Consider the following 372-nt stretch of genomic DNA (forward strand, 5'->3'; position numbering starts at 1 on the left):
CAGAAAAAGGATTCCCGGGAAGTGAAGCTAAAAAACCCCGAAAACATTCGCCATTAATAGTACATTTGTGAGGAAATCTCAAGCAAAAAATATTGGCGCTTTTTCAGAAGCTATTTAAACAAACCTTCATTTACGGCGTTGCCACTGTGGTACCCAGGATGTTGTCCTTCCTGTTGTTGCCGCTTTATTCGGCCTATCTGCCAACAGAAGGTTTTGGAGAAGTGGCCATTGTCTTCTCCTGGATGGCAGTGTTTAATGTGCTGCTGGCCTATGGAATGGAAACCTCGTTTTTCAGGTTTTTCCATCAGGAAAAATTTTCTAAAGAAGTAACGGCAACATCTGCTATTTCATTAATCGGTTCCACAGTAATTT

General features: G+C 41.4%; 1 protein-coding gene. It reads left to right on the forward strand.

All coding sequences use genetic code 11. The features are described 5' to 3' along the window. Positions 1-92: 92 nt before the first annotated feature. A partial coding sequence (locus HC175_RS20565) for an oligosaccharide flippase family protein (RefSeq protein ID WP_168139881.1) occupies positions 93-372 on the forward strand: 280 nt, incomplete at its 3' end.

The sequence above is a fragment of the Salinimicrobium oceani genome, from assembly GCF_012037645.1.